Raw genomic sequence first — 25,302 nt, 5'->3', positions numbered from 1 at the left:
CGGCCCCGCTCAGCGCGAAGCCGGCGCGGGCGCGCTGGCCGCCTCCAGCACCGGGAGGCTGCGCTCCAGGCCATCGAGCGTGAAGCGGGCGGTGAAGCGCCAGTCGCTGGCGGATTCGGGCAGGCCGTCGATCACTTCCAGCACGGCATCCTGGCGGGCCAGGATGCCGATGCGCTGCAAGGTCGTCGGGCTGAGAACATAGCCGGTCGCGTAACTGACACTGACTCCCGGCCGGTCGCGGCGCTGCCAGGCCGCTGGCGGCACGATCTCGCCCAGCGGAATTTGCTCGCCGCTGTCGGCCACCTGCAGCCGAAGCCCGCTGAGCAGACCCGATGGAAAGTCTCCGGCGCGAGGCGGATCGGCGGGCCGCGTCGCGAATTCCAGCGACAGCGCGAGAACCGGCCGGCCCGCAGGATCGAGCGAGAAAACCAGGCCGACGTTGCAGCGCGGGTCGGCACGGACACGTGACTGCACATAGGGCCGCCCCTTCTCGCTGCGGCCGCTGGTCCAGGGCGTCTGCGGCAAGGTCTGCGCCAGGCGCTGCCCCGCCGTGTCCACGCCGAGCTGGCGCAGTTGCGCGCGACTCAGCAGGGTCATGCGCTGGGTGGGGGTGAGGTTGGCGATGTCGAGCAGGCGCCGGGCCGCACCCATCTCGTCGAGGTAGAGGTTCAGCACCGAGATCGCGGCCTGCGCCTGGGCCACCGGGTCAGCCACGGCTTCGCCGGCCTGCGGCGCGGGCCGGAACTGATGCACGCCGTAGGCGCGGTCGTCCAGCACGTCGCGCCGCACGCCCCCGAGGAAGGCATAGGCACAGGACGACTGGCAGCGCGTGGCCGCGGCCACGCGCTCGCGCGGGCCCTCGGTCTGCACCCAGAGATCGCCGCCGGTGCGGGTGGCCAGGCCCAGCCAGCGGATCTCGCGGCCCAGCTCCAGGCCGCCACGCAAGTCGCCGCCCGGGCTGTCCAGATGCAGGGCGGCGAGGTCTGCGGCCTGGCCACGCAGGCTGCGCGCGGGCTGCTGGGCGCGCAGGGCATCGCGCAGGCGGGCGACGACCTCGCGGTCGATCTGGCCGCGGCCGAGCAGCAGCTTCACGCAGCCGTCGGCCGCCTGGTCCGCCCCCGCCAGCCCTTGGGCGTCGGGGCCGCAGACGCGGTGCACGCGGAAGCGCATGGGCTGGCGCAGGGCCTCCGGCAGCGGGCTGGACGCGCTGCCCGGCGGGGTGGCCACGGGGCGGGCCGCGGGGGACGCCGAGGGTCCGGCGGTGCCGCCGGCGCAGGCCGCCAGCAGCAGCACCACCAGGGCCGATGCGAAGCGGCGGAGCAGGCGGCCGCGGGCCGGCGGGCGGAGCGGGGAAGGCATCGTCATCGGCATGGGGCGAGCCTGCCACAAGCCGGGCCGGCCCGCGGGATGCCCGACCGCGCCCTGGCCCGCGCAGCGGGCGGCCCGCCGCGCTGCGGACCGCTCAGCGCCGGTGGCGGGGCGGCCGGCTGCCGTCCACGAAGGTCGGGGGCTGGCGGCGCACCCAGGCGATGAAGACGGCGATCTCGGGATGCGCCTGCAGCGCGGCCCAGCTTGCATAGTGCCGGGCCAGGTCCTTCTCGGAGAGGGTCGCGTGGATCTTGCGGTGGCAGACGCGATGGACGAGGAAGCTCTCGCGTCCGCCCTGGCTGCGCGGGATCAGGTGGTGCAGGTCCGCGCTGGGTCCGGGCACGATGGGCCGGGCGCAGAGCGGGCAGTCCGGCGGCGGAGCCGGCGGCCGCCCGAAGGGCGTGCCGCCGCGCAGGGCGCGCTTGCCGACCATGCAGGCACTCCCCGGCGCAGGCTCAGGGCCTGAGGCTGGCGCAGCCGCTCACGGCGGGATGCCGGCGCCGGCCAGCCTGCCTCAGGCCCGCTCGGCCACCCAGCCGGCCACGGCGGCCAGGGCCGCCGGCAGGGCCGCCGGGTCGCTGCCGCCGGCCATGGCCAGGTCCGGCTTGCCGCCGCCCTTGCCGCCGACCTGCTGGGCGACGAAGTTCACCAGCTCGCCGGCCTTGAGCTGGCCGATGCGGTCGGCGGTGACGCCGGCCGCGAGCTGCACCTTGCCGCCCTCGACCGCCGCCAGCACGATGGCCGCCGTCTTGAGCTTGTCCTTGAGCTTGTCCATCGTCTCGCGCAGGGCCTTGGCGTCGGCACCGTCGAGCACCGCGGCCAGCACCTTGGTGCCCTTCACGTCCACGGCCTTCGCCATCAGCTCGTCGCCCTGGCTGCTGGCCAGCTTGCCCTTGAGGGCGGCCAGCTCCTTCTCGGCCGCACGCAGCTGATCGACCAGGCTGGCGATGCGGCCTTCCAGCTCCTCGGGCGCGGCCTTGAGCAGGGCGGCGGCGCGTTGCAAGTTCTTCTCGGTCTCGCCGATGTAGGCCAGCGCGCCCTCGCCCGTGGTGGCCTCGACGCGGCGGATGCCGGCGGCCACGCCGCTCTCGGCCAGGATCTTGAACACGCCGATGTCGCCGGTGCGCGCCACGTGGGTGCCGCCGCACAGCTCCTTGCTGGAGCCGATGCTGAGCACGCGCACGGTCTCGCCGTACTTCTCGCCGAAGAGCATCATCGCGCCGCTCTTCTGCGCGTCCTCCAGCGCCATCACGCGGGCGTCGGTGGCGGCATTGGCGAGGATCTCGGCATTGACCAGGGCCTCGACGCGGGCGATCTGCTCGGCCGTCATCGGCGCGGTGTGCGAGAAATCGAAGCGCGTGCGCTCCGGCGTCACCAGCGAGCCCTTCTGCGCCACATGCGCGCCCAGCACCTCGCGCAGGGCCTTGTGCATCAGGTGGGTGGCGCTGTGGTTGCGCACGGTGCGGGCGCGGCGCGCGGCATCGACCCGGGCGCTCAGCACGTCGCCGACCTTCAGCGTGCCCTCGGCCACGCGGCCGTGGTGGCCGAAGACCTCGGCCTGGATCTTCAGCGTGTCGTCCACGCGCACCAGGGTGGCGGCGTTGCGCAGCTCACCGGTGTCGCCGACCTGGCCGCCGCTCTCGGCATAGAAGGGCGTGTGGTCCAGCACGACGACCACGTCGCTGCCGGCCTCGGCGGCGGGCACCGGGCTGCCGTCGACGTAGAGCGCCGTCACCGTGGCGCCTTCGCGCGCCAGCTGCTCGTAGCCGTGGAAGGTGGTGGCCGCGCCGCTGTAGGCCAGGCCCTGGGCCATCTTGAACTTGCCGGCGGCGCGGGCCTGCTCGCGCTGGCGCTGCATGGCGGCCTCGAAGCCGGCGGTGTCCACCGCCACGCCGCGCTCGCGGCAGACGTCGGCGGTCAGGTCCAGCGGGAAGCCGTAGGTGTCGTGGAGCTTGAAAGCGGTCGCTCCGTCAAGGACCACACCATTTGCGTCGCGCTTGACGCGATGAATGTTTTTCCCTGTCAGATTTAGGGCTTGGACGTGAGCAGGGCTAGGTTCGTCATCGAAGACGATGACTTGGTCGCTCATCTTTCGCTGTTGGTCGATAAAGGACACAACGGCTACGCCGGGCAACGGCTCTTGTGTGTAGGAAAAGAACATGACGGAGGGCTCAGCAACATGGCGCTCAGCAATTGCTTGGTCCAAGGCTCCTTCAAGGATCAACATCCCAGTCGCAATGGTCTGGAAGAAGCGCTCCTCCTCCTGCTTCAGCACCTGGGTGATGCGGGCCTCGTCGCGGGCCAGCTCGGGGTAGGCCTCGCCCATCTGGCCGACCAGGGCGGCGACCAGCTTGAAGAAGAAGGGCGCGCGCGCGCCGAGCTTGTAGCCGTGGCGGATGGCGCGGCGGGCGATGCGGCGCAGCACGTAGCCGCGGCCCTCGTTGCCGGGAATGACGCCGTCGGCCACGGTGAAGGCGCAGGCGCGGATGTGGTCGGCGATGACCTTGAGGCTGGGGCTCTCGGCGTCCACCGCGGCGCCCCCGGCCGAGGCCTCGACCGCCGCCTTGGCCGCGGCCAGCAGGGCGACGAAGGTGTCGATCTCGTAGTTGCCGTGCACGCCCTGCAGCACGGCGGCGATGCGCTCCAGGCCCATGCCGGTGTCCACGCTGGGCTTGGGCAGGGGGTGCATGACCCCGGCCTCGTCCCGGTTGAACTGCATGAAGACGTTGTTCCAGATCTCGATGAAGCGGTCGCCGTCTTCCTCCGGGCTGCCCGGGGGGCCGCCGGGGATGTGGTCGCCGTGGTCGTAGAAGATCTCAGTGCAGGGGCCGCAGGGGCCGGTGTCGCCCATCATCCAGAAGTTGTCGCTGGCGTAGCGGGCGCCCTTGTTGTCGCCGATGCGGATGATGCGCTCGGCGGGCACGCCGATCTGGTCCTTCCAGATGCCGTAGGCCTCGTCGTCCTCGGCGTAGACGGTGACGGTCAGGCGCTCCTTGGGCAGCTTGTAGACCTCGGTCAGCAGCTCCCAGGCGTAGGCGATGGCGTCGCGCTTGAAGTAGTCCCCGAAGCTGAAGTTGCCCAGCATCTCGAAGAAGGTGTGGTGGCGCGCGGTGTAGCCGACGTTCTCCAGGTCGTTGTGCTTGCCGCCCGCGCGGATGCACTTCTGCGCCGTGGTGGCCCGGGTGTAGGGGCGCTTGTCGAAGCCGAGGAAGACGTCCTTGAACTGGTTCATCCCCGCATTGGTGAAGAGCAGGGTCGGGTCGTCGCCGGGCACCACCGGGCTGGAGGCCACGATCTGGTGGCCCTTGCTCTCGAAGAACTTCAGGAAGGTCTGGCGGATCTCGGCGGCTTTCATCCGGGGGCTTTCGGCTGGGGTCGGCAGGGTCTCGACGAAGCGCGGAATTGTAGTTTTGGGCCGGTGGCGACAATCGACACCCCGCCCTTGCCCGCGCCGCCGCCCATGAGCCCCACGCCCCCGCCCGATTTGCAGCTTGCCGACGCCGGCCTCTGGCGCTGCAATGCCTTCCTGGCCGGCGCCTGGCAGGCCGGCACGGGCCGCTTCACCGTGCATGCGCCGGCCAGCGGCGAAACGCTGGCCGAGGTGGCCGCCCTGGGCGAGGCCGAGGCGCAGGCCGCCATCGCGGCGGCCGAGGCCGCCTGGCCCGCCTGGCGCGCCCAGACGGCCAAGGCCCGTGCCGCCCTGCTGCAGCGCTGGTTCCTGCTGATCACCGCCGCCACCGAGGACCTGGCCCGGCTGATGAGCGCCGAGCAAGGCAAGCCCCTGGCCGAGGCCCGCGCCGAGGTGGGCTACGGCGCCAGCTTCGTCGAGTGGTTCGCCGAGGAAGCGCGCCGCGTGCACGGCGAGACCATCCCGGCCACCGACCCCAGCAAGCGCATCCTGGTGCTCAAGCAGCCCATCGGCGTCTGCGCGGCGATCACGCCCTGGAACTTCCCGCTCGCCATGATCACCCGCAAGGTCGCGCCGGCCCTGGCCGCCGGCTGCCCGGTGATCATCAAGCCGGCGGAGCAGACCCCGCTGACCGCCCTGGCCCTGGCCGAGCTGGCGCAGCGTGCCGGCTTCCCGCCCGGCGTGCTGAATGTGCTGACGGCCGACGGGCCGGGCTCCATCGCCCTCGGCCGCGTGCTCTGCGCCAGCCCGGCGGTGCGGCACCTGAGCTTCACGGGCTCGACCGAGGTCGGCCGCATCCTGGCCGCGCAATGCGCGCCGACGGTCAAGAAGCTGGCCCTGGAGCTGGGCGGCAACGCGCCCTTCCTGGTCTTCGACGATGCCGACCTGGAGGCCGCCGTCGAGGGCGCCCTGGCCGCCAAGTACCGCAACGCCGGCCAGACCTGCGTCTGCGCGAACCGCTTCTACGTGCAGGACGGGATCTACGAGGCCTTCGTGCAGCGCCTGGCCGAAAAGGCCGCCGCGCTGCGCGTGGGCCCGGGCACGCGCGAGGGCGTGCAGCAGGGCCCGCTGATCGATGCGGCCGCGCTGGCCAAGGTCGAGTCGCATGTGGCCGACGCCCTGGCCGGCGGCGCCCGCCTGCTGACCGGCGGCCGGCGCGTGCAGCCCGCCGATCACGCAGGCGGCCACTTCTACGCCCCCACCGTGCTGGCCGACGTGACGCCGGCCATGCGCTGCACGCGGGAAGAAACCTTCGGCCCGGTCGCCCCCGTGCTGCGCTTCCACACCGAGGCCGAGGCCCTGGCCGCCGCCAACGCCAGCGAGTTCGGCCTGGCCGCCTATGTCTACACGCGGGACATCGGCCGCGTGATGCGGGTGAGCGAGGGCCTGGAGAGCGGCATCGTCGGCGTGAACACCGGGATCATCTCGACGGCCGAGGCGCCCTTCGGCGGCGTCAAGCAGTCCGGCCTGGGCCGCGAGGGCTCGCACCATGGCCTGGACGAGTACCTGGAGATGAAATACGTCTGCCTCGGTGGCCTGGACGGCTGAGCTGTCAGGCCCACATCACCCCCCCTCCCCCGCCCGCCGTGCCTGGACCGCGCGGCGGCCTGCCCGACCCGATCGACCATGGCCCTGCGACACGCCATCCTGCTGAGCTTCCTGGCATCGGCGCTCTACATCCACCTCCGTGGGCGGGTCCGCTTCCCGCTGAAGCGGGCGCTGGACTTCACCATCGTCCTGGCCCCGGTCAATGCGCTGATGTACCTGTTCTCGCGCGTGCCAGCCCAGCCCTTCCTGGATCCCGCCGATTTCCCGCAGCTGCAGCCTCTGCAGGCGAACTGGCAGCGCATCCGCGACGAGGCCCTGGCCCTGGACGGGGCCGGCCGGATCCGCGCCTCCGAGGGCTACACCGACGTCGGCTTCAACAGCTTCTTCCGCACCGGCTGGACGCGCTTCCACCTGCTCTGGTACGGCAGGAAGCTCGACAGCGCTGCCCGCGCCTGCCCGCAGACCGTGGCCCTGCTCCGGCAGATTCCCGGACTGAAGGCGGCGATGTTCGCCTCGCTGCCGCCGGGGGCCACCCTGGTCCGGCACCGCGACCCCTACGCCGGCTCGCTGCGCTACCACCTGGGCCTGTGCACGCCCAACGACCCGGGCTGCTTCATCGAAGTCGATGGCGAACGCCGCCACTGGCGCGACGGCGAAGCGATGATGTTCGACGAGACCTTCATCCACCACGCAGCCAACACCACGCAGCAGCCACGCATCGTGCTGTTCTGCGATGTCGAGCGGCCACTGCACTTCGGCCCAGTGCGGGCCTTCAACCGCTGGTTCGCCGGCACGGTCATGGCCGCGGCGGCCTCGCAGAACGAGGGCGGCGACGCCTCGCTGGGTGGGCTGAACCGGGTCTTCGGGGCGATCTACCGCCTGCGGCTCAAGGCCAAGGCCCTGAAGGTGCGCAGCCGCGGCAGCTACTACACCGGCAAGTGGCTGCTCATCGCTGGCCTGCTCTGGCTGCTGTTCGCCTGAGCCCGGCCTGGACCAAGGGTTTCCACGCTTGCGGCTCGCCGAAGAGGTCAGATTCCCTGACCTCAGGCTTCAGAAGATGCGTCTTGTGGTGACTGGGGGTTAACCCTAGATTAGCGACATGGGCCGCGACCTCCCGTCGGCCTCCAAGCTTCCCCAAACCCTCGGAGCCCTGCCATGACCCGCACCGCCACGCTCACCCTGCGCCGCACCGCGGCCGCCGCCGCCCTCACCCTGGGCGCGCTGCTTCCGGCCTTCGCCGCGTCGCCGATCGACGGCATCCTGCCCGCGGCCCCCATCGTCCTCGGCGAGGCCGGCCGCGCCGACACCGCCTCGGCCCTCCACCTGCTGGCCGCCGCGGCCGAGGCCTACCGTGCCGACCCGGCCCGGGCGCTGACCGCCTTCAACGACGGGCTCGCCCCCTTCCAGCAGGCCGACCTCTATGTGTTCGCCATCGACGCGCGCAGCGGCCGCATGCTGGCCAACGGCGGCTTCCCGGGCCTGACCGGCGGCGATGTGGCCGCCCTGCGCGACGCCCGCGGCGCCGCGGTGGGCGAGGCCTTCCTGCACCTGCCCCAGAACGCGATCAGCCAGGTCAGCTACCGCTGGCGCAACCCGCAGACCTGGCGGGTCGAGACCAAGCGCAGCCAGGTGCTGCGGGTCGGCGACACCCTGATCGCCGTGGGCAGCTACCAGTCCACCCCGCTGGCCGAGCGCAAGCTGCACCCGGCCCTGGGCCAGACCGCCGCGCTGCCGGCCGGCCAGGCCAGCGCGCTGCGCGCCCATCCGGTGAGCTGGTGGGGCGTCTGAGCCCCGCGGCGGCCTGAAGCCGCCGCGAGCCGGCACCGCAAGGCCGCCTTCGGGCGGCCTTTTTCATGGCCGACCGCCACAGCGCCGGCACATAGCCCGCGTCTCAGGGCGCCCAGATCGCTTCTTCGCTGCAGGCGCCGACGTGGACGATGCCGATGCGGCCGTTGTTGGGCACGAAGACCTGCTGGGCCGCCGTCTTGGGGAAGGTGGAGCCGTCGGCGCAGCCTGCGCTCTGGGTGCTGCCGATCACGAGCTGGGTGCCGGGATGGACTTCGCAGACGGCCAGCCGGTCCAGCGGGCTCCACTCGGGGCAGATCGCATTGGCGGCGCGGTAGCTGTCGCGGCTGCCGCTGGGCCGCTCCAGCGACCACCAGCCGCCGAACTTGGTGTAGGGCTTGGACGCATCGAAGACGCGGTAGAGCTTGATGGGCTGCTCGCTGACCGAGAAGACCTGCGCGTCGCAGACGCCGCCTTTGCCGCTCGGTAACTGCACCTGGCGCTGCAGCACCGGCTGGCTCGAAGGGCTGAGGCCCGGCACGGCCTGCGGCGCCCGGCCGGCACAGGCCTGGCCGTCGATGCCGACCGGCGGCGCGGCCGCGCTGCCGCCTTCGCGGCCCAGGTTCGCGCAACCCGCCAGCAGCAGGACCAGGCCGAGGCCCATCAGCGATCGCTTCATCGTGCAACTCCCTTGCATGTTCGTCGTGAGACCCGGTGCCCCGCCCCTCGCGGACCGGCACCGGCCGCGAATGTAGGGGTCGAAGGCCCAGGCGCGGACGCCGGCAACATCCGGATGCATCTGCGACGGCCGGGTCGGGAAGCGACCCCGCCGACCCGGTCCTCGAAACCCGGGCCGATCTCAGCCGGCCGGGTCGGCAGGGTCGTTGGCCGCGGCGTCGGCGCGGCCCTCGGCGGGGACGAAGAAGACCTTGCTGCCCAGCGGCGCGGCGCCGTCCAGCGCGGCCAGCGCGCGCTGCCACAGGTGCTCGGCATCGAGCATGCCGGGCCCGCTGACGACCAGGCCGATGCGCGGGTGCACGCGCAGGCCCTCGGCCTCGCCGAGCTGGAGGGGCCGGGCCAGGGCCTGGATCAGTTTGTCCGCGACGGTGCCGGCGCTGGCCGGCTGGTCCAGCCGGGCCAGCCAGACGGCCAGGCGCGTCGGCCCGTCGACGGCCACCACATCGCTGCCCCGCAGGTTCGCGCGCATGCGCACGGCCAGCTTGCGGCGCAGCAGGGCCGAGGCGCCCTCCCCCAGGCGTTCGCGAAGCTCGGCCAGCTCGGGCAGCTCGATGAGCAGCAGGGCCATGGGCGCGGGCTCGCGCTCGCGCAGGGCCAGCATCTGCTGGATCTGCGGCACCAGCTGGGCGCGGCTGGGCAGGCCGGTGGCGGCATCCAGCGGCGCGAGCTGGCGCAGCGGCCGGTCGAGGCGGTGGCGGACGATGGCAAAGCCCAGGCTGGCGGCCAGCGCGGCCGGCGGCAGGCCACCCGGCAGCACGGCCTGCAGGCCCAGGGCGGCCAGGGCCTCGTCGCGGGCCAGGTCCGTGGCCCGGCCGCCACCGGGGGCCGGGCCCGTCGGATCGAGCAGCACGGTGGGCCGCGCCGCACAGACGGCGGCCAGGGCCGGCGTGGCCCAGTCGGCCCAGGCCTGCAGCGCGGCCTCATCCGGCGGCTGCAGCAGCAGGCCGGCGGGTGCGCGGCCGAGCAGACGCGGCCACAGCTGGGCGGCGGCCCCCGCGTCGCGCGGCCAGCCGGCCTCCACCGGCCCGGAGGCCGCGGGGTGGCCGGCGCCGATCCATCCGAAGCTGGCGGCACTCATGGCGCAGCCACCTTCACGCGGCTGCCGTCCTGCAACAGGGCGTTGACATTGATCACCACGGTCTGGCCCGGGGCCAGGCCACGGCGCAGCAGCACCTCCCGACCGGCGGTGCGCTCGACCTGGACCGGCACGAAGCGCAGCCGGCTGTCCCCGTCGACCGTGGCGACATGCGGCTGCCCCCCCCGCAGCAGCACGGCGTTGCCGGGTACGGTCACGCCGGGCTGGGCGGCGTCGGCAGCCAGGTCCAGTTCGCCGCGCAGGCCGGCCGGCAGGCGCTGGCCGGGGTTGGGCAGCTTCAGCTCGACGCGCATGGCACCACTGGCGGGGTCGATGCGGCCGGCCAGGCGCTCGACCCGCGCCTTGAAGACCTCGCCCGGAAACTCGGCGAAGCGCAGCTCCGCAGGACGACCGGGCTGCAAGGTGGCCGCTGCGGCCTGCGGTACCTCGACGACGACGCGCAGCGCGTCCAGCCGGGCCAGGCGGAACAGGGCCGGGCTGCTGTTCGCGCCGTCGGCGCTGACGCGGTCGCCGCGCTCGACCGCGCGCTCGACGATGGTGCCGGCGAAGGGCGCGCGGACCTGCTGGAAGCCCTGCACGGCCTCCAGCCGACGCACCTCGGCCTGGGCGGCGGCCGTGTCGGCGCGGGCCACTTCCAGCGCGGCATTCAGCTCGTCGAGCCGCACGGCGGAGAGGAAGTTCTGCTCGACCAGCGGCCGGCTGCGGTCCAGATTGAGCTGGGCCAGACGCTCGCGCGCCTGGGCCTGGCCGAGGCCGGCCCGGGCGCTGGCCAGGGCCTGGTCGACCTCCGGCGCGGCGATGCGGGCCAGCAGCGCACCGGCGGCCACGCGGTCGCCCAGGTCGACGCGGCGTTCGACCAGGGTGCCGCTGCTGCGGGCATAGAGCCGGGCTTCCTCGATGGGCTCGGTGCGCGCGGGCAGGCGCAGCGGCGCGCCGGCGGCCACTGGCTTGGCCCGGGCGGTTCGCACCTCGGGCACGGGCGCCGAGGCGGCCGCGGCCGGCGCAGACGCGCCCTGGGCCTGAAGCGCCGGCGGGCCGCCGAACAGGCCCGCGACCAGCAGCAGCGCCGGCTGCAGCAGGGCGCGGCGGGATCGGGCGGCGGCAGACCGCGGCGGGCGGCAAGGCGGGGCGTCGGGCATGGGGGGCGAGGCCGGAACAAGGGGGCGGATGAAAAAGCTCATGGCGCAGGCGGCGGCTCCACGGTCGGCGGCAGGCCACGGCGCTGCAGGGCACGCCAGCGCGGCAAGGCGCAGCGGCTGAAGAGCAGCGGCACCAGCACCAGGCTGCCGAAGGTGCCGAAGACCAGGCCCCCGACCACGGCGCGGCCGAGCGGCGCATTCTGTTCACCGCCTTCGCCATGGCCCAGGGCCATGGGCAGCACGCCGACGATCATGGCCAGCGCCGTCATCAGCACCGGCCGCAGGCGGGCCCCGGCAGCGGCCAGGGCGGCATCGCGCGGCGTGTCGCCGGCGTCCAGCCGGTCGCGGGCGAAGCTGGTGATCAGCACGCTGTTGGCGGTGGACACGCCGATCACCATGATCATGCCCATCAGTGCAGGCACCGAGAGCGGCGTGCCGGTGAGCCACAGGCCGGCCGCCGCCCCGGCCAGCGCCACCGGCAGCGCCGCCATGGCATTGAGCGGCAGCAGCCAGGACTGGAAGTTGGCCGCCTGGACCAGGAAGACCAGCAGCACCGCCAGCGCCAGGCCGCCGGCGAGGTCGCGGTAGGCCTGCTGCATGAGCTGCACCTGGCCACGCATCTCGATGCGGTTGCCGGGCTTGAGCTTGGCCTGGGCTTCGGACAGCTGCGGCGCCAGGGCCTCGGCCACGCCGCCCAGGTCGCGGGTGCTGACATTGCCGAGCACGTTCAGCGCCGGCGCCAGGGTCACGCGGCTGACATTGGCGGGCACGGTGCGCGGCGTGGCCGTGGCCACGGCGCGCAGCAGGATGGGCTCGCCGTTCTCGGCCAGGCGCACCGGGGTGTTGAGCAGGGTCTCGACCGACTCGATGGCCAGGGGCGGGATGATGAGCTGCACCGGGTAGGAGGTGCCGGTGGCTGTATCCGACCAGAACTGCGGTGCCACCGTGTTGCCGCTGCCCAGCGCGGCCAGCACCGCATTGGCCACCTGCTGCTGGGTGATGCCGTATTGCAGGGCCCGGGCGCGGTCGATCTCCAGGTGGATCTGCGGCAGGTCGGGCACCTGGCGCAGGGCCACGTCCTCGACGCCGTCCAGGCCCCTCAGGCCCTCGGCAAGCTGGCGGGCGACGGCGCGATTGCCGGGCCCGTCGCGGCCGACGATGCGCAGGTCCAGGGCGCTGGGCGAGGCGCCGGCCAGCGTCAGGCCGGTGGTGTCGGCTGGCCGCATCAGCACGAGCAGCTGCGGGAAGCGCTCGGCCAGCAGGCGGCGCAGGCGGGCCTCGGTCTCGACGACCGGCGTGCGCGGACCGGGCTTGAGTTGCAGGTAGAGCTCGCCATCGAAGCTGCCGACCACGGTGGAATCGACCCAGGCCTGGTTGATCGCATCGGGCGCGCCGATCACCTCGACGACGCTGTCCAGCTCGCCCGGCGGCAGCTCGGCGCGGATCGCGCGCTGCACGTCGGCGAAGAGCCGGGCCGTCTCCTCCAGCCGCAGGCCGGTGGGGGCGCGCAGGTAGACGCGGATCAGGCCGGCATCGGTGCGCGGGAAGAACTCGCGCTGAAGCTGGCTGGCCGCGTAGCCGCCCAGGGCCAGCAGGGTCGCCACGCCCAGGATGACCGCCAGCAGCCCGGGCCCCAGGCGCTGCATGGCGCCGGACAGGCGGGCCACATAGCGGTCGCGCAGCGCGTCCAGGCCGTGCTCGACCCGGTGCTGCAGCTTCTCGCTGAGGTTCAGGCCCTTGCGCTGGCGCCGCGCCAGCTCGCCGGGCAGCAGCACATGGGCCAGCATCGGCACCAGGGTGCGCGAAAGCAGGAAGGACGCGGCCATCGCGAAGACCACCGCCAGCGCCATGGGCTTGAAGACATAGGCCGGCACGCCGGTCAGCAGGAAGATGGGCAGGAAGACGATGCAGATGCAGAGGGTGCTGACGAACTCGGGGAAGACGACTTCCCTCGCGCTCTTGAGCACGGCCTCGCGCACCGTCTCGCCCAGCGCGATGTGGCGGTTGGTGTTCTCGATCTCGACCAGCGCGTTGTCGACCAGGATGCCGATGGCCAGGGCCAGGCCGCCCAGGGTCATCAGGTTGAAGGTCTGCCCCGTGGCGGCCAGGCCAGCCACCGAGGCCAGCAGGGCCAGCGGGATCGAGGTCAGCACGATGGCCGTCGAGCGCAGGCTGCCGATGAAGACCAGCACCACCGCCGCGACCAGGCTGCCGACCAGCACGCCCTCGAAGGCCACGGTGTCGACGGCGGCCTGCACGAAGACGCTCTGGTCGAAGACCGGCTCGATCGTCATGCCCGGTGGCGCGGCGGCGCGGATCTCGGGCAGGCGCTCGCGGATCTGCCGGACGATGTCCACCGTCGAGGCATTGCCGAGCTTGAGGATGGAGACCATCACCGCGTTGTCGCCGTTGAGGCGCGCGAGGTTGGTCTGCACGGCCGGGCCATCGCGCACGCCGGCCACCTCGCCCAGCCGGATCAGCCGTTCGCCGATGCGCTTTATCGGCAGCTCGGCGAAATCGCCGGCCCGCTCGGGGCTGGCATTCAGGCTGATCTTGAGCTCGCGCTCGCCCTCGCGCAGCGCACCGGCCGGCAGGGTCAGGTTCTGTGCGGCCAGGGCGGCCCCGACATCGGCGGCCGTCAGGCCATGGCGCTGCAGGGCGGCCGGGTCCAGGTCCAGCATCACCTGCCGGGCCGCGCCGCCGTAGGGCAGCGTCATCCGCACGCCGGGGATGTTCTGGATCTGCGAACGCAGCGCGAGGCGCGCGTAGTCGTAGAGCGCCGCGTCGTCGAGGGTGGCCGAGCCCAGCACCAGGTTCACGATCGGCTGGCTGGACTGCGAGGCCCGCACGATCAGCGGCGGGGTGGTGCCGGGCGGCATGCGCCGCAGGATGGTCTGCGAGACCGAGGTGACCTGCGACAGCGCGATCGCGATGTCCGCCTGCGGCTGGAAGTCGATCTTGACGATCGCGACGCCGTCGGTCGTCTCCGAGCGGGCCTCCAGCACGTCATCGACGTTGTTGAGGATGGCGATCTCGGAGAAGGACGTCAGCTTGCCCGCCATCTCGGCCGCGCTGAGGCCGGGATAGGTCCAGATCAGGTTGACCGAGGGAATGTCCACCGAGGGAAGGATGTCGGTCGACATCTTGCGCGCCGACAGCACCCCGGCCAGCACGATCAGCAGCGCCATCACGGCGATGGTGTAGGCCCGGTCGAGGGCGTAGCGGACGATCCACATGGGGCGGGCGGAACCTCGGTCGGGAAACAGCCAGCGCCCGGCGGGACGCCGGCCGCGAGGGAAGGGGGCCAGACGTCCGCATTAGAGCCGAGGCCGCCGTCTTCCCGCCCGACCCGGGGCAAACCCGCAGGGAAACCCCCGCAGATGTGGACCCTCTCACACCCGCGGGCCGGCCGGGCGGCCGCCTCGCCTTGTTCGGCCGACGCCGGGCCCGAACAATGGCAAACCGGCCCGCCCCACGCGCGCAAAGCCGGCGACGCGAAGCCGCAGCCGTCCGGCCCCGCGTTCCGAAAACCAACTTTGGGAGGTTCATGGCCCCGCTGCACCGAGGCTTCCGCGGCCGCACGCGACTGCTCTTCACCGGCCTGGCCCTGGTCACGCTGCTGCTGTTCACCGGCCTGCTGCACACCCTGGTGGTGAAGCGCCTTCAGCGCACGGCCGAAACGGAGCAGCTCGCCCTCCTCGACAAGGTCGACCAGGCCCTGCGCCAGGCCGCACGGGCCCGCCTGCAGGTGCTCGGCACCCTGGGCGACGCCGCCACCCTCTGGTCGACCGGGCTGGACAGCCACGAGGCGCAGGACCTCGTCGACCGCCTGCAGCGCAGCAGCCGCCACCCTGGCTGGCTCGGCATCGTCGACCTGCAAGGCCGCATCCGCACCGCCACCGGCGGACGGCTGCTGGGCCATCGCCTGAGCGACGAGACCTGGTTCGGCAGCGGCCTGCGCAGCGGCCGGCTGGAGCCGATCGACGACCCGCTGCTGCGCAGCGTGGGCGCCGCCGGCGGCCAGCATGCGCTCGCCTTCGTCGTGCCGATCCGCCGCGGCAGCGAGGTGCTCGGGCTGCTCGTCGAAGTGCGTGGCTGGGACTGGGCCGACGCCGCGCTCGAAAGCGTGCTGGCCGGCAGCGCCTCCCGCCAGGGTCTGAGCGTGATGCTGGGCGACGGCCTCGGCCGCCCGCTCTACCGCCATGCCGAGCTCGGCAGCACCCCGGGCCGCTTCGCCGGCCCGCTGCTGGTCGAGCGCAGCCGCTGGAGCGGCCCCGACGACGATCTCGACTGGCTGCTCGTGCTGGAGCAGCCGCGCCGCGAGGTGCATGCCGACGCGGACCAGCTCGGCGGCACGGTGCTGCTGGCCGGGCTGCTCTTCGGCCTGGTGCTGGTGGGCGGCATCTGGTGGAGCAGCGCGCGGCTGGCCCGGCCGGTCGAGCGCATCGCCGCGGCCGCCCAGCGCATCGCCGAAGGCCATCTCGACACCGCCATCCCCCAGTTCGACCGCGGCAGTGCCGAGTTCCGTGCGATGTCGCGCGCCATCGCCACCATGAGCCAGCGCCTGATCGAGGCCCAACGCGTGCTGGAAGAGGAAGTCCGTGCACGCACCGCCGAGCTCGAGGATGCCAATGCCCGCCTGGCCCATCTGGCCGACACCGACCAGCTGACCGGCCTGCTGAACCGGCGGGGACTCGAACCCCGGCTGGCCCACACCCTGGCCCTGGCCCGCCGCCAGCAGAGTCCGGTCAGCGTGATGGCACTCGACATCGACCACTTCAAGGCCGTCAACGACCAGCACGGCCATGCCACCGGCGACGCCGTGCTGCGCGAGCTCGGCCGCTGGCTCGGCCAGCGATTCCGAGGCACCGACCTGTGCGCACGCACCGGCGGGGAAGAGTTCGTGCTCGTGCTGATCGACAGCCCCGGCAGTTCGGCCGAGGCCCTGGCCTGGCACATCGTCCGCGAGATCGCGCAACTGCCGATGCCCGGGGTCGGTCGCATCACCGTCAGCATCGGCCTGGCCGAAAGCGGACGCACCGCCGGCGACGGCACCGAACTGCTGCTGGCCGCCGACGCCGCGCTCTACGCGGCCAAGCGGGCGGGCCGCAACCGGGTCGTGGGGGCCGTGGGACCGGCATCGCCCGGCTGACTCCGGTCACTCGTCAATCAAGCGACCCGCCAACGAAAACGGGCCCCGTGGGGGCCCGTTTTGTCTTGGCGAGGGTGGGAGTCACAAGATCCTCGCCAACCCGCATGAATCCTAGGTTTTCGGGCTGTTCTATTTTTCATGTGCCCCCAAATGTGCCCCCAGACTTCGCATGCTGCCCCCTTCGGAGCCCGCTTTCGTGGCTGGTGTGGCTGGCACCGCCGGGGCCGCGTTGATGTTGTCAGGCCGCGACGCAGGCGCCAGCACTTGGGGCCAGTCCGCCAGCCCGATGCCGCGTTCGATCACTCGAACGTTCCGGCCAGGAAGGCGCGGCACAGGTTCGGCAGGGAATCCGGCGCCGATGGTTCGACGCCAGAAACCTAGGCGGACGTTCGGGCCTGCGCCCGAGCCGTGGTCCCGACTGGATGCGGCAGGCGGGTGCCGGCGCGACCCCGCCGGGCGCTCCAGCTCAGTGAGACATGGCGAGACATTCAAAGGAGCTGAAGCCCCAGGGACGGAACACCCCTCCCCCCCCGGAAACTCCCGCCGCAAAAGATGAGGCTACGGGAACGGTCCTAGGGGGACTTTCCTCCTAACTTCTGACCCCCTACCCCCTCCGCCTTCTTTGCCTTGCGGACTCAATCCGGGGTTGATCGTTCAGGCGAATTGAACGAAGGACGCAGCCTCCGCCGGACTGCCTTCCTTCGGCTTGGGGTCGTCCTGCCGGCGGCCCTCAACGGCGCGGAAGAAACCCCAGCCGCCGCCTGCACCACCCGCGCAGCCATAGGGGCCGGCAGGCCGGCCCGTTCCCCCTCGCCGCGCCTTCCTTGTGAAATGCACTGCGGACACTGCGGACACTGCGGACATGAGGATTCATGCGGGTTTGCGGGCCGTTCAACTGCGGACAAACACTGCGGACACTGCGGACACTCAGTCCGCCACGGTCCACCGAAGACCGGGCCCGATCCCTCGGGCCTGCATCGATCACTCGCCCGACTCGTCCAGCAGGCTTGAGCGGACACGGATCACGCTGGTGGGCCCAGCGTCTGGCACCCGCACCCGGCTGGTGAAGCCGTCCGCCTTCTCCCGGCGGATGTGGCCCAGCTCGTCCAGCAGCTTCAGCATGGCCCGAGCCTCCCAGCCCTTGGCAACTTCCTGGCGGAACACCTCAGGCAGCACGTACCACTCCAGGCCCAGCACCTCCACCAGACCATCATCGGTCTCGATGGCCCGCCGCCAGCCGGCCCGGTTGATGACTTGGCCGCGGCGGTCATCGTCGGCGCGGTGCCATGGAACGAAACGGCCTTCGCCGTTGGTCGCGAACCAGTGCCGCGCCTGGCGCAGCATCGCAGTCCGCTCGCTTGTGCCGGTGCCGGCCGGCCGCGCAGCCAGCCAGGCATCGAACACGGCCCGGGCTGCGCGGTGCGCCTCGCCCTCGGGCCAGCCGGTCAGGCCGGCCGCGGTCGCCATCTCCCCGGCCGCCGCCACCAGGGCGAAGCGCCGCGCCACCCGCTCCACCTGGCCGGAGGCCTCGGCCTTCAGGGTTTCGGCCTCGAACTCCCGCATGCGCTCGCGCAGCTCGGCGGCCAGGGTGTCGGTGCGGCCGGTCAGATGCTCCAGCCAGGCGCGGCCGGCGCTGCCGTAGCACTTGCCGCAGGCTTCGCTCAGTGCCTTGGCCAGCTCGCCCGGGCTGCCGGCCTCGGCCGCATGGTCGAACAGGCCCAGGCCCCGGCCCGCATCGGCGCCCAGGTCGATGAGCCGCAGCTCTTGCCCGGCCCGGGCCTTCTTGCCGGCCTCGGCCATGTGGTCGGCCAGGCCCACTTCGCCGGCCGACAGGAACAGCAGGCGCCAGGACAGGCGCGGCCGGCTGCCCCCGGTGCGGCTGGCGCGGGCTTTGCCCTGGCCGTTGCCCAGCATGTAGGCCGCCTCGCCCGCCGCCTTGGGATCGAGCTGCGCCAGCTCGTCCAGGGTCAGCAGGGCGTCGGAGTGCGCCGCGGCCAGGCCCTCGATGCCGTTATCCGTGCCGCGCCAGCGCTGCATGTAACCCGGCCCGCCCCAGACGCTGGCGGCCACCCGCAGGGCCGTGGTCTTGCCGCAGCTCGAATCGCCCACGAAGTGAAAGCCGCCGGAGTCGCCGCCGGCCCAGGCCACCAGCGGGCCCGCGAAGGCCACGGCCACAGAGAAGGCGAGCCGGCTGTTGCCGATGCAGGGCCGCGCGATCCGCGCCTGCCAGGTGGACAGGGCGCCCCGCTGGGCGAAGGTGCGTTCGGTCGGCTTCTCGCCGTGGAAGAGGATGGGCTCGCCGGGGTCGCCGCCCAGGGTTTCATCGTGCAGCACGAAGGCCCGGCCATGCCAGCCGGTGCGGTCCACCAGGCGCACCAGCTCGGGCGGGTTGCGGCTGGCCAGGTACTCGGTCAGCCAGCGGCGGCGGGCAGTGTCCACCGGGGTGGCGAAGCCTTGATGCTCCAGGGCTGCGCGGTACTGCGTGCCATCGCCCGCCAGCATCTCGCGGGGCATCAGCCAGCGCTTGCCCGGGCCGTCCGGGGTGTCGAAGGCCAGCAGCAGGGACCAGCCCGCGCCCTGCGCATCCCGGGCCCGGGCCAGCACCTGCAGCGGGTCGCAGACACGGCGCCAGCCGCCGCCGTCGCCGTTGCCGCTGGGTGGCAGGTTGCGATGCACCCCCAGGGCATCGACGCGGAACAGGTCGCGCTCGGCCTGCAAGGCATCGCCCTCGGGGTCTTCGCTGGCTGCGCCAGCGGCCGGGGCCTTGCGCCGCGCAGCGGCCTGGCGGCCGGCCGGCGCTTCCTCGGCCGCCGGGGCGGTGTCATCGCCTGAGCCCGGGGCCTGGCGGGCCGCTGGCGCTGCGTTCGCTGGTGCGGCAGGGGCTGGCCTCGGCCGGGCGGTGTCGGCGGCTTGCAGGGCCGCCTCGATGGCCGCCTGCACGGCCGCAGCGCCGGCCCGGCAGTGCAGGTCGTTGAAGTCGGATTCCTCGCCTTGCAGGCCCTCGGGCGCGATCACCAGGCCGGCGCAGGCGCGGGCGGCTTCGCTGGCCTTGGCGCGGCCGGGGTTCTTGCCGGTGCGCTCGGCGGTGGCGCGGTCGTCATCGCAGCAGAAGGCCAGGCGGGCGGCCTTGAAGCGCTGGCGCAGGGCGCGGCCGGCGGCCAGCAGGTTGCCCGCATCCCAGGCCACGGCCACGGGCCGGCCGGTGCATTCGTGCAGGCTCGCGGCGGTGGCGTAGCCCTCGGCCACCAGCAGCCAGGCGGCGCCCTCGGCCGCGCCGATCAGGTGGAAGGTGCCGGCCTTGCGGGCGTCCTTCGTGAAGAGCTTGTCCGGCCCTTCGGCCGGCCGCTCGGGCAGGATGCGCTGCACGTTCACCAGCTCGCCGGCTGCGTCCACTGCGGGCACCAGCAGCACGCCCTCGGGCAGGAAGCGGCAGCCGTGGGCCTGCACGCCCTTGCGGGCCAGGTAGGGCGAGGCGCCGGCCTCGCTGGCGCGGTGCCACAAGGCCCGGGCCCGCTCGGCGGCCTGCGCCTGGCGCTGGCATCGCTCGGCCTCGGCCGCGGCTTCGTCGGCCTTGCGCTTTCGCGCCAGCTCGGCCAGTGCGGCGGGGTCGGGCTTCGGGGCGGCCTGGCTGTCCTTGGGGAAGCTGAAGCCGTGGTCCTTGGCCAGGGCAAACAGGGTGCCGATGGTGACACCCCCGCCGGGCTTGATGCTGCGCCAGGTGGCGCGGGCGTCGCCCTTGCGGTAGCCCTCGGCGCCAGCGCTCCAGCGGTCGAACAGCTCGAACCCTTCGGGGCCCAGCTCGGACTTCAAGGCCATCCCGACCCGGGCCCATTCGTCGCGGGGCAGCGCAGCCGGGATGCAGAAGAGGGCCGCCTCGATGGTGGCCGGGGTGTGAGGCGTCATGGTCAGGTGTCGGTGAACAGGTCGCGCTGCGCGGTGTCGGGCTGGGTCAGCCAGTACAGGGCCTGCAAGCCAAAGGCGCCATCCGGCAGCGGTCGCTCGACAAGGGACTGGCTCACGTCAAGGCCCTTGCGGCGCATGGCGCTGATTCGCTTGGTCAGGCTGCCGCAGCCCACCAGCGCTTCCAGCTCATGCCGCGTGGCCGGGCCGCGCTCCAGTCGCTCGCGGATCAAGGCCTCTTGTGCAGCGGTGCCGCGGTAGCCGATGCGACCGGAGAGGCGGAACCGTCTGGCCAGCGCCAGCGGGTGCGAGCTGTCCGCTTGTGCAGGCGCCTGCATCGGGAGGGGTGGCGGGGCCTGGCGCTGCATGGCGCCCCCTCAGTGCAGGGGCTGCCCGCCAGGGTGCGGGGGCCAGGGGGTGCCGGGCTGGTGGCTGCCCAGCATGGCCACTGCAAGCGGCAGGGTGTCGGCGCTGGGATCGCAGTCGAAGACCTGAAGCACCAGGCCATTGAAGATGCCGCGCGGCCAGTACGTCACCCCCATGAACTCGACGGGCTGCCGAAGGCGCTTGTCCAGCTCGGCACGGATGTGGCCCACCAGGCCCGCAAGCGCGGGATAGGTCTGGCCATGCGCCAGGGCTCCCTTCGTCGCGGCTTGCGCCGCAGCGGCCTCGCGCTGGATGGCTTCATGGACTGCCCCGCGCATCGCCTTCTTCCGGTTGGCGGCCTTGCCCATCACGCACCCCCCTTGCGACGGGAAGCTGCAACTTGGCGTGTCACCCAGGCATGGACCTCAGAGGCGGGCCACAGGCTTGTGCGACCGACCTTCACCGGGCTGGTGAATTCACCCGATGCAATCAGCTCATAAAGCCGAGACGTGCTGAGCCCGACGATGGACAAGACCTGAGGCAGACGCAGAAGACGCTCAACCTGCGGCGGGTTCGGCACAGGTTCGCCGGAAGGCTCTGGACTCTGGTGCATGGCGGCGGCTTCGGTTGGTTGCGATGGCTCGCACTGTTCCGGCAGCACCCCGCGGGATCAAGGTAAGCCGCGCCGCAAAAAATCGGCGGCTGGATTACCTAGACGAGCCCGAAACACTCCGCCAACAGCGGATGAAGGTCGTGTGGATCAACACGCTTCCGGGCCCGCTGGATCGCCTTGAGGCAGGCCTCTGGCCCGCGTGGTAGTCCCGCCTCTTTTGCAAGCTCAGCCAGTAGGGTGCAGGCCGGGCCGTCAACGTAATTCGTGACCTTGCCCGGCAGCTCGTCGGGGTAGAGCGCGAAAAGCGCCAGCACCCCCAGCGCGGCCAGGTCGAACGGGGCCAGTCGTGGCCCAGGCCCGCGACATGCAGCCGCAGCCGCCGTCGCGCTTTCGGCCAGGTCGTGGAGGGCATGAACCACATGTAGCGTGGCCCCCGCGCCGTGCCGTGCATCGTGAGCCGTACTCAGCAGCTCGGCAGCGCCCTGCATCGAGAGCCGCACCTTCGGTTGCCAAGCGGGCGGCATCGTCGGCGCCAGGCTGGCCGGATCGTCGAAGGCAGCCCAGGCAGCATCGTCGCGGGCCTTGATCTGCTTCCGCTCGCTGGCGCTGGGCGACTTCGCAGGCTTTCCTGTACCCCAGCCCTCAAGGTCATCGGCCAGGCCCAGCAGCGCCGCGGCCAGGTCTTCCAGGCGGTCGCGGTCTGTCGCCCGCTCGGGGGCATCCTTCGCCCGCTCGGCGGCATCCTTCGCCAGGTCAAGCTGCCTCCGCACAGTGGCCACCAGGCGGGCCCGGGCTTCGGCGTAGGTGTACGGCCTCACGGCCTGAGCCTCTGCGGCTTGCCCATCGTCGCACCCCTTGTGCGCCCCTTGAAGAATCGCTGCGCCCGCCGAGGAAGGGAAGGCCTCGGCACCCTGCGGGGATCAGTCGCAGGGCTGGCGCAGCGAAGCGGAAGGCTCAGCCGCGGGGCGAGCGGCCCGCCGGTGCGGCAGCAGGCAGGGCACCTGAGGCGAGCGGCCGCAGTGCGGCCATCCTGTCGGCAAGATCAGGCCGCAGCAGCCAGGCCGCCGCGCTGTCGCGGGTAGGCGGCTGCCCGCCCAGGGTGGCGGCAGCGTCAGCGCACCAGCCCACCAGGGCCAGGCCGGACGCAAGGGCCTCGATCATCCTTTCGGATGCGGCGTGGTCCTCGGGCAGCGGCGCCGCGTTCAGGTCGTCCAGCAGGAGGGCAGCGTGGCCAGCAGCATGGCCAGCCAGCTCGGCCACTGCAAGAAGCCGAGACTGGAGATCGTCGCAAGCGGCAGCGCTCATGCGCTGGCCTCTTGATCCGCACCCATCACCAGCTCGCGGACTTCTCGCGCCAGGTCATAGAGCAAGAACAGCACGGGTTCCTGTTGCGTCGCGGGCGCAGTGCTGAAGGCGTCGCAGCCCTGCGCCGACAGGAAGCTGAGCAAGCCGACGAGCTGCGCGGAGCGCTCGTCAAAGCGGGTCCGGTCAAAGCGCGGCCCCGGCTGCGGCTTCGGCATGTGGGGGAAGGAGATGGGCGCCGGCAGTTCGCCGGATGCAGACACGGTGTCAGCCATGGTGAGGCTCCTTGTTTGACGGTACAGGCTGGCCCCCCTCTGCCAAGAGGTAGGAGGCGGCCGGAACGCGGGTTGGCAGACCGGAAACAAGGGACCGGCAGGGCCTAAGCCCTCCCGCGCCCGGCCGCCAAACGGTGCCGTGCGCATGCACGCGGAATGAGAAGGGCCGCGCTCGACGCTGTTGCGCCTGGCGCGGCCTCCGCGCCTTGTTTGCCGGGCTGCCAAGCCCGGGCCGCTGCAACGCAGCGGCGTGTCGGACTGTGCAGGCGCCTGCGCACAGCGTCAAGCCCTGGCCAGCAGCGCGAAGCGCCGACACGCACTGCGGGTCGAAACGGGTGCGGGGGCTACTCTTCGCGCCGACTTTTCGGGAAGACAAGGGCAAGGCACCAGGGCCGGGGCAGCTCAGCCGGTGTGGCCAGGTCGAAGGCCGCAGCCTGGCGCCGTCCTCCGCTGGCTGCGCGGCCGCAGCACCAGCTCGGGCAGATCAGCCGGCGTGGCCAGGTCGAAGGCCGCAGCCTGGCGCCGTCCCCGGCTGGCTGCGCGGCCGCAGCGCCAGCTCGGGCAGCTCAGCCGGCGTGGCCAGGTCGAAGGCCGCAGCCTGGCGCCGTCCCCGGCTGGCTGCGCGGCCGCGGCGCCAGCTCGGGCAGCTCGGCCAGCTCGGGCCGCGTGGCCAGGTCGAAGGCCTCAGCCTGGCGCCGTCCCCGGCTGGCTGCGCGGCCGCGGCGCCAGCTCGGGCAGCTCGGCCAGCTCGGGCCGCGTGGCCAGGTCGAAGGCCTCAGCCTGGCGCCGTCCGGGCTGACTGCGCGGCCGCGGCGCCAGCTCGGGCAGCTCAGCCGGCGTGGCCAGGTCGAAGGCCGCAGCCTGGCGCCGTCCCCGGCTGGCTGCGCGGCCGCGGCGCCAGCTCGGGCAGCTCGGCCAGCTCGGGCCGCGTGGCCAGGTCGAAGGCCTCAGCCTGGCGCCGTCCTCGGCTGGCTGCGCTGCCGCGGCGCCAGCTCGGGCAGCTCGGCCAGCTCGCGGGCCGCGTGGCCAGGTCGAAGGCCTCAGCCTTGCGCCTGAGGGCAGGGATGGATGAGTGAGTGTCCGCAGTCTGTCCGCAGTTTGTCCGCAGTCCCAGCACCCCGCCAGCCCGCTCATTTCCTTGTGTCCGCAGTGTCCGCAGTGTCCGCAGTCGCTTTCTCTCCGCCCAGCAGCGCGAAGGCTGCCCAACTGCCTGCGGAGGCGTTGCGCTCTTGCGCCTCGCGGCGCTCAGGCCGCCCGGCGGGCGCGGCGGAAGGGCACCACCTTGCCGGTGTCCCGGGCGGCTTCCATGTAGTCGGCCCAGGCCTGCATCAGCTCGTGGCGCTCGGGCAGGTACTGCGCATGGTTGTAGGCCGCCCGCACCTTGTTGCCCTCGACGTGGGCGAGCTGGGCCTCGATCACGTCCGCCCGGTGGCCCATCTCGTTCAGCACGGTGGAGGCCAGGCCGCGGAAGCCGTGGCCGGTCATGCGGCCCCGGTAGCCCATGCGGTAGAGGGCGAAGAGCATGGTGTTGTTGCTCATCGGCAGGGCGTGGTCGCGCTCGCCCGGGAACAGCAGGTCCTGCGGGCCGGTGCGGGCCTCGCCGCGGGCGGTGCGCCAGGTCTCCAGCAGCTCGACGGCCTGGCGGCTCAGGGGCACCACGTGCAGGCGACGGCGCTTCATGCGCTCGGCAGGGATGCGCCACTCGCAGGCCTGCAGGTCGAACTCGCCCCAGCGGGCGCCGGTCAGTTCCTGCGTGCGAACGAAGGTCAGGGCGAGAAGCTGCAGGGCAAAGCGGGTGGCGGCGCTGCCTTCGTAGGCGGCCATCTTGCGCAGCAGCTCGGGCAGCTCGGCCGCACCGATGCGGGCGTGGTTCTCCACGTCACGGGGCTTGAGCACGTCGCCGGGCTTCACGTCCGCCCCGGCATTGCGCTCGGCCAGGCCGTGGGCCACGGCCCAGCGCAGCACCTGGCCGCAGGTGGCCAGCAGGCGCCGGGCCAGCTCGCCGGCCCCGCGGGCCTCGATGCGCTTGGACAGGGCGACGAGCTGGGGGGCGGTCAGCTCGGCCACCTGGCGGGCGCCGATGACGGGGAAGGCGTCCTGCTCCAGGCGTCGCAGGGCGTAGGCGGCGTGGCGCTCGCTCTTGTTGCTGGCCCAGTCCGCCCACCAGCGGCGGGCCACGGCCTCGAACGTGGTGGACTCGGCGCCAGCCGGGGCAGCCTTGGCCGCCTTGCGGGCCGCGGCCGGGTCGGTGCCGGCGTCAAGCTGGCGCCGGGCTGCGTCGCGGCGGCTGCGGGCCTCGGCCAGGCTCACGGCCGGGAAGGTGCCCAGGGCGAGGCGCTTCTCCTTGCCTTCGTGGCGGTACTTCCAGCGCCAGGCCTTCATGCCCTCGGGGCTCTTGGGGCCAGCCGGCCAGACCTCCAGATAGAGGCCGCCGCCGTCGCTCAGGCGGTTCCACTTCTTGCCCTCGGGGCAGCGGGCGTTCTTGCACTCGGTCGCGGTCAGCATGGGGGCACCTCCGGGGCCGCGTTGTGCCCCCTGGCGGGCATGTGCCCCCAGGGTTTCGCAGCCGTGCCCCCAAATGTGCCCCCGCTTCGGGCCGGCTGTCCACGGT

Annotated in this window: 19 protein-coding genes; 4 read left to right on the top strand and 15 right to left on the bottom strand. The window is 72.8% G+C overall.

The window, feature by feature from the left end:
• Window positions 1–9 precede the first annotated feature (9 nt).
• From H4F90_RS03185 to alaS, 3 genes are all read right to left on the bottom strand, one after another.
• Entirely contained in the window at window positions 10–1,359 is a 1,350-nt protein-coding gene (locus H4F90_RS03185; protein WP_182661402.1) for a COG3904 family protein, read from the bottom strand.
• A 103-nt stretch (window positions 1,360–1,462) separates the two neighbouring features.
• A complete protein-coding gene (locus tag H4F90_RS03180) occupies window positions 1,463–1,801 on the bottom strand; it encodes an HNH endonuclease signature motif containing protein (RefSeq protein ID WP_182661400.1) in 339 nt (112 codons plus the stop codon).
• An 81-nt stretch (window positions 1,802–1,882) separates the two neighbouring features.
• Window positions 1,883–4,723: an alanine--tRNA ligase gene (gene alaS / locus H4F90_RS03175; RefSeq protein ID WP_182661398.1), complete on the bottom strand. Its 2,841-nt coding sequence runs from the start codon at window positions 4,721–4,723 to the stop codon at window positions 1,883–1,885.
• Between the two features lie 105 nt (window positions 4,724–4,828).
• On the opposite strand from alaS, the gene H4F90_RS03170 reads away from it, so the two are divergent.
• The 3 genes from H4F90_RS03170 (at window position 4,829) to H4F90_RS03160 (ending at window position 8,113) form a co-directional block, all read left to right on the top strand.
• Complete coding sequence (locus H4F90_RS03170; protein ID WP_182661395.1) at window positions 4,829–6,325, top strand: NAD-dependent succinate-semialdehyde dehydrogenase; 1,497 nt, start codon at window positions 4,829–4,831, stop codon at window positions 6,323–6,325.
• Window positions 6,326–6,409: 84 nt separating this feature from the next.
• A complete protein-coding gene (locus H4F90_RS03165; RefSeq protein ID WP_407926169.1) occupies window positions 6,410–7,306 on the top strand; it encodes an aspartyl/asparaginyl beta-hydroxylase domain-containing protein in 897 nt (298 codons plus the stop codon).
• 174 nt (window positions 7,307–7,480) lie between these two features.
• On the top strand, window positions 7,481–8,113 hold the full coding sequence (locus H4F90_RS03160; RefSeq protein WP_182661391.1) for a cache domain-containing protein: 633 nt from the start codon (window positions 7,481–7,483) through the stop codon (window positions 8,111–8,113).
• A gap of 103 nt (window positions 8,114–8,216) precedes the next feature.
• Here the strand turns inward: H4F90_RS03160 and H4F90_RS03155 are convergent, their stop codons facing one another.
• The 4 genes from H4F90_RS03155 to H4F90_RS03140 form a co-directional block, all read right to left on the bottom strand.
• Window positions 8,217–8,789, bottom strand: a complete 573-nt coding sequence (locus H4F90_RS03155) for a lipoprotein (protein ID WP_182661389.1) — start codon at window positions 8,787–8,789, stop codon at window positions 8,217–8,219.
• A 180-nt stretch (window positions 8,790–8,969) separates the two neighbouring features.
• A complete protein-coding gene (locus H4F90_RS03150; RefSeq protein WP_182661387.1) occupies window positions 8,970–9,926 on the bottom strand; it encodes a GGDEF domain-containing protein in 957 nt (318 codons plus the stop codon).
• Window positions 9,923–11,125, bottom strand: coding sequence for an efflux RND transporter periplasmic adaptor subunit (locus H4F90_RS03145; protein ID WP_182661385.1), 1,203 nt, complete (start codon window positions 11,123–11,125; stop codon window positions 9,923–9,925). The genes H4F90_RS03150 and H4F90_RS03145 overlap by 4 nt, the downstream gene beginning before the upstream one ends.
• Window positions 11,122–14,319 (bottom strand): efflux RND transporter permease subunit, encoded by a 3,198-nt coding sequence (locus H4F90_RS03140; protein WP_182661383.1) that lies wholly within the window; start codon window positions 14,317–14,319, stop codon window positions 11,122–11,124. The genes H4F90_RS03145 and H4F90_RS03140 overlap by 4 nt, the downstream gene beginning before the upstream one ends.
• A 311-nt stretch (window positions 14,320–14,630) precedes the next feature.
• Between H4F90_RS03140 and H4F90_RS03135 the strand changes: the two genes are divergently transcribed.
• Complete coding sequence (locus H4F90_RS03135; RefSeq protein ID WP_182661381.1) at window positions 14,631–16,235, top strand: sensor domain-containing diguanylate cyclase; 1,605 nt, start codon at window positions 14,631–14,633, stop codon at window positions 16,233–16,235.
• A 981-nt stretch (window positions 16,236–17,216) separates the two neighbouring features.
• On the opposite strand, the gene H4F90_RS03130 is transcribed toward H4F90_RS03135, so the two are convergent.
• The 8 genes from H4F90_RS03130 to H4F90_RS03095 form a co-directional block, all read right to left on the bottom strand.
• Complete coding sequence (locus H4F90_RS03130) at window positions 17,217–20,138, bottom strand: DUF927 domain-containing protein (protein ID WP_182661379.1); 2,922 nt, start codon at window positions 20,136–20,138, stop codon at window positions 17,217–17,219.
• A gap of 2 nt (window positions 20,139–20,140) precedes the next feature.
• Complete coding sequence (locus H4F90_RS03125; RefSeq protein WP_182661377.1) at window positions 20,141–20,503, bottom strand: hypothetical protein; 363 nt, start codon at window positions 20,501–20,503, stop codon at window positions 20,141–20,143.
• A gap of 9 nt (window positions 20,504–20,512) precedes the next feature.
• Window positions 20,513–20,839 (bottom strand): hypothetical protein, encoded by a 327-nt coding sequence (locus tag H4F90_RS03120; protein WP_182661375.1) that lies wholly within the window; start codon window positions 20,837–20,839, stop codon window positions 20,513–20,515.
• A 29-nt stretch (window positions 20,840–20,868) separates the two neighbouring features.
• Entirely contained in the window at window positions 20,869–21,114 is a 246-nt protein-coding gene (locus H4F90_RS03115; protein ID WP_182661373.1) for a helix-turn-helix transcriptional regulator, read from the bottom strand.
• A 98-nt stretch (window positions 21,115–21,212) separates the two neighbouring features.
• Window positions 21,213–21,932 (bottom strand): hypothetical protein, encoded by a 720-nt coding sequence (locus H4F90_RS03110; protein ID WP_182661371.1) that lies wholly within the window; start codon window positions 21,930–21,932, stop codon window positions 21,213–21,215.
• A 136-nt stretch (window positions 21,933–22,068) separates the two neighbouring features.
• Window positions 22,069–22,419: a hypothetical protein gene (locus H4F90_RS03105; protein WP_182661369.1), complete on the bottom strand. Its 351-nt coding sequence runs from the start codon at window positions 22,417–22,419 to the stop codon at window positions 22,069–22,071.
• Window positions 22,416–22,691 (bottom strand): hypothetical protein, encoded by a 276-nt coding sequence (locus tag H4F90_RS03100; protein ID WP_182661367.1) that lies wholly within the window; start codon window positions 22,689–22,691, stop codon window positions 22,416–22,418. Before H4F90_RS03100 ends, H4F90_RS03105 begins: the two co-directional genes overlap by 4 nt.
• Before the next feature lie 1,245 nt (window positions 22,692–23,936).
• Window positions 23,937–25,196, bottom strand: coding sequence for a tyrosine-type recombinase/integrase (locus H4F90_RS03095; RefSeq protein WP_182661365.1), 1,260 nt, complete (start codon window positions 25,194–25,196; stop codon window positions 23,937–23,939).
• Window positions 25,197–25,302: the final 106 nt, after the last annotated feature.

Source organism: Aquariibacter albus, assembly GCF_014145335.1.
GTDB classification, from domain to species: Bacteria; Pseudomonadota; Gammaproteobacteria; order Burkholderiales; family Burkholderiaceae_C; genus Aquariibacter; species Aquariibacter albus.
This window is presented reverse-complemented; position numbering and strand designations above follow the sequence as displayed.